This is a genomic window from Lachnospira sp., assembly GCF_016290755.1.
GTDB lineage: Bacteria > Bacillota > Clostridia > Lachnospirales > Lachnospiraceae > Lachnospira > Lachnospira multipara.
This window is the reverse complement of record NZ_JAEEVD010000099.1, coordinates 1-2,896: the sequence shown is the minus strand read 5'-3', so window position 1 is coordinate 2,896 and position 2,896 is coordinate 1. Positions and strand designations below refer to the sequence as shown.

The window sequence follows — 2,896 nt, the reverse complement described above, 5'->3', positions numbered from 1 at the left end:
TCCAGAAGTTAAAGCCTTGTTAAGAATAAGAGCTGCCTTTCTTTCTTCAGGGTTTAAGTAAGTGTTTCTTGAACTCTTAGCAAGTCCATCATCTTCACGAATAATAGGGCAACCAATGATTTCGATGTTGTAGTTTAAGTCACGAACCATGCGCTTTACGATACAAAGCTGCTGTGCATCCTTTTGTCCAAAGTAAGCTCTGTTAGCTTCTGAAATGTTGAAAAGCTTAGTAACAACTGTGCACACACCGTTAAAGTGAATAGGACGAGTTTTACCACAAAGATTTTGTGATAATACGTCTACTCCTACGTGAGAGTGGAAGCCATCAAGATACATTTCTTCTGGGCTTGGATTAAAGATTAAGTCAACTCCAAGACCTTCGCATAATTTACAATCTGCAGCAAAATCTCTAGGATAGCTTTCTAAATCCTCGCCAACACCAAACTGAATAGGATTAACAAAATCACTTACTATAACAATGTCATTGTCCTCTCTAGCCTTCTTAATAAGACTTGCATGTCCTTCATGAAGATAACCCATTGTAGGAACAAGACCAATAGATAGGCCTTGCTTTTTCCATTCTCTTACATGCTCTTTAACCTCTTTAACTGTCTTTGTAATTATCATTTTCCTAATTCTCCTCGATTTCCTTTAATGTTTCCTCGTCTATTGCAAATGTATGCTCTTCACTAGGATATACTCCTGCCTTTACTTCCTCATCATATTTAATAAAGGCATTCTTCATTTCCTCACCAACATTAGCAAAGTGCTTAACAAACTTAGGCTTAAGTCCATCAAACATATTTAACATATCCTGATAAACTAAAACCTGACCGTCACAGCCCGCTCCAGCACCGATTCCAATAGTTGGAATGTGAAGCTTCTTAGATACAATGCTTGCAAGCTTTGCAGGTACACACTCTAAGACAACCATGAAAGCACCGGCCTTTTCTACTGCAAGGGCATCCTCAATTAACTGCTTTGCCTGATTAAGATTTTTTCCCTGTACCTTAAAGCCACCAAAGCTATTAATAGACTGTGGTGTAAGACCAATGTGGGCACAAACTGGAATATCTGCCTTAGTAATGGCCTCGATTTGTTCGCAAACCTTAGCACCACCTTCAAGCTTTACAGCCTGTGCATGACCTTCCTTAACTAAACGTCCTGCGTTTAAAACTGCATCATAAATTGATGTCTGATAAGAAAGGAAAGGCATATCTGCTATTAAAAATGTATTGTCTAAGCCACGTGATACCGCTCTTGTATGATGTATCATGTCCTCCATAGTTACTGAAAGAGTATCCTTATAACCAAGAATTGTCATGCCAAGGGAATCTCCAATTAAAATGCAGTCGATACCGGCCTTTTCCATAATGCATGCAGTTGTGTAATCATAGCATGTAAGCATACTAATCTTTCTTCCCTCTTGTTTAGCCTTAGCTAGGCTTGTTACTGTTCTTTTCATTTAAAGCTCCTTTATCTAGTTATTTATCTAAAAGCGAATTCATAATTGAATAATCTCTATCTGGGTGTTTCTTACTTGCAATTAAAACTAATTGCTTTGAGAGGGCCTTGTAAGCCTCTTTATAGCTATCCTTTTGGGAAAGGCAGTCAAGGTGGGATATTACTGTCTTATAATCATTTCTTTCAATAGGGCCAGTTAATGCATTTTCACAACCCTTATTAATTATGCTAGAAAGATTACTCTCTAAAATGTTAGATAAAGCCTGGTTGGCATTCTCCCTTGAAAAGCCACAATCAAGTAAAAGATTAGTTGCCATATCCACAAGGCCTATCATTAAGTTAGAGGCAAACACAGCGCTAGTGTGGTATTTAACCTTGTCTTTAGAATCGATGAACTGATAGCTGTTATGACAAGACTTAATGAGTTCCTCGATAATTTCCTTTTTTTCAAGTCCTAAAGGATTAGTAAGATTTCCTTCAATTGTAAAAAACGCTTTGGATAAATCCTGGTATGATGTGTATTTATCTGATATTGCCAGGAATGGATGAACCGAAAAAGTAAAGGCTCCTTTAGCCTCTAGTTCCGATAAGATTTCGTGATTAAAAGCCCCACTACAGTGACAAAAAATCTTTCCAGCAACAGGGTATTGGGAGATTTCTTGTGAGATAGCAGCTAATGCACTATCTGGCACTGTAAGGAAAATAATATCACTTTCACCTACAAGATTTTTAATGTTAGTAAATTGCTTAGAGTCCGTAAACTCTGCTGCCTTTAATGATGATGATAAGTTTTGACTATAATAGCCGGATAAAAAATGCTGGTTAAGTTTGAGATATTTTCCGAGAGAAAAACCAACTTTACCAGCACCAATAAAACCTATATTCATATAATCACCGCCTTTCGTACCCTTGCCTAAAAAGCTCATATATTAGGTCTTGCATAGGATCAAAATTAAAGTGATATTTACTTATAATCAAAATAAAAATTTATCGGTACAGCTTCTTTCGAATACCATCCAATAGCAGACTATAGCACGAGTATGTGGGAGAGTCAATTATTGTTCAGAATTTTAAGCAATTTTGAAGGCAGTGGCACTTTGTGTCATCTGTTAGAACTATATATCAATAGATGAAAAACTATACCGATTATGATATAATATTTGTAACTGTAACGTGACCAAAGTGAGGAAAAAATGGATAAATACAAATTTCATGTGAATAAGTATAGTGTTTCCATGATTGTAATTGGAATTGTACTTAATTGTATGGGTAGAATTATAGCCACTAATCTATATTTGCCATTTTATATGGATGCTTATGGCACTTATTTAGTGAGTATAGTTTTAGGCCCTCTTGCCGGTGCATTTGCAGGTCTGGCTATGAATTTAATATTTGCAATAGGAAATCCCAGCGACTTATTATATTCCATTGT

At 36.4% G+C, this 2,896-nt stretch carries 3 protein-coding genes and 1 pseudogene; 1 reads left to right on the top strand and 3 read right to left on the bottom strand.

The genetic code is table 11. The annotated features are described in order from the left end of the window. The 3 genes from panC to QVA17_RS12380 form a co-directional block, all read right to left on the bottom strand. Positions 1–627, bottom strand: a 627-nt coding sequence (gene panC, locus QVA17_RS12390; protein WP_287389308.1) for a pantoate--beta-alanine ligase, incomplete at its 3' end; no start/stop codon positions are given. 4 nt (positions 628–631) lie between these two features. Continuing rightward, complete coding sequence (gene panB / locus QVA17_RS12385; protein WP_287389306.1) at positions 632–1,465, bottom strand: 3-methyl-2-oxobutanoate hydroxymethyltransferase; 834 nt, start codon at positions 1,463–1,465, stop codon at positions 632–634. Positions 1,466–1,484: 19 nt separating this feature from the next. After that, positions 1,485–2,351, bottom strand: coding sequence for a Rossmann-like and DUF2520 domain-containing protein (locus QVA17_RS12380; RefSeq protein ID WP_287389304.1), 867 nt, complete (start codon positions 2,349–2,351; stop codon positions 1,485–1,487). Positions 2,352–2,657: 306 nt separating this feature from the next. On the opposite strand from QVA17_RS12380, the pseudogene QVA17_RS12375 reads away from it, so the two are divergent. Further along, positions 2,658–2,896: pseudogene (locus QVA17_RS12375) on the top strand (hypothetical protein); the annotation flags it as partial.

Excerpts from the sequence above, each read along its gene's own strand:
- panB (WP_287389306.1), bottom strand. The coding sequence starts at position 1,465 with ATGAAAAGAACAGTAACAAGCCTAGCTAAGGCTAAACAAGAGGGAAGA.
- QVA17_RS12380 (WP_287389304.1), bottom strand. The coding sequence starts at position 2,351 with ATGAATATAGGTTTTATTGGTGCTGGTAAAGTTGGTTTTTCTCTCGGA.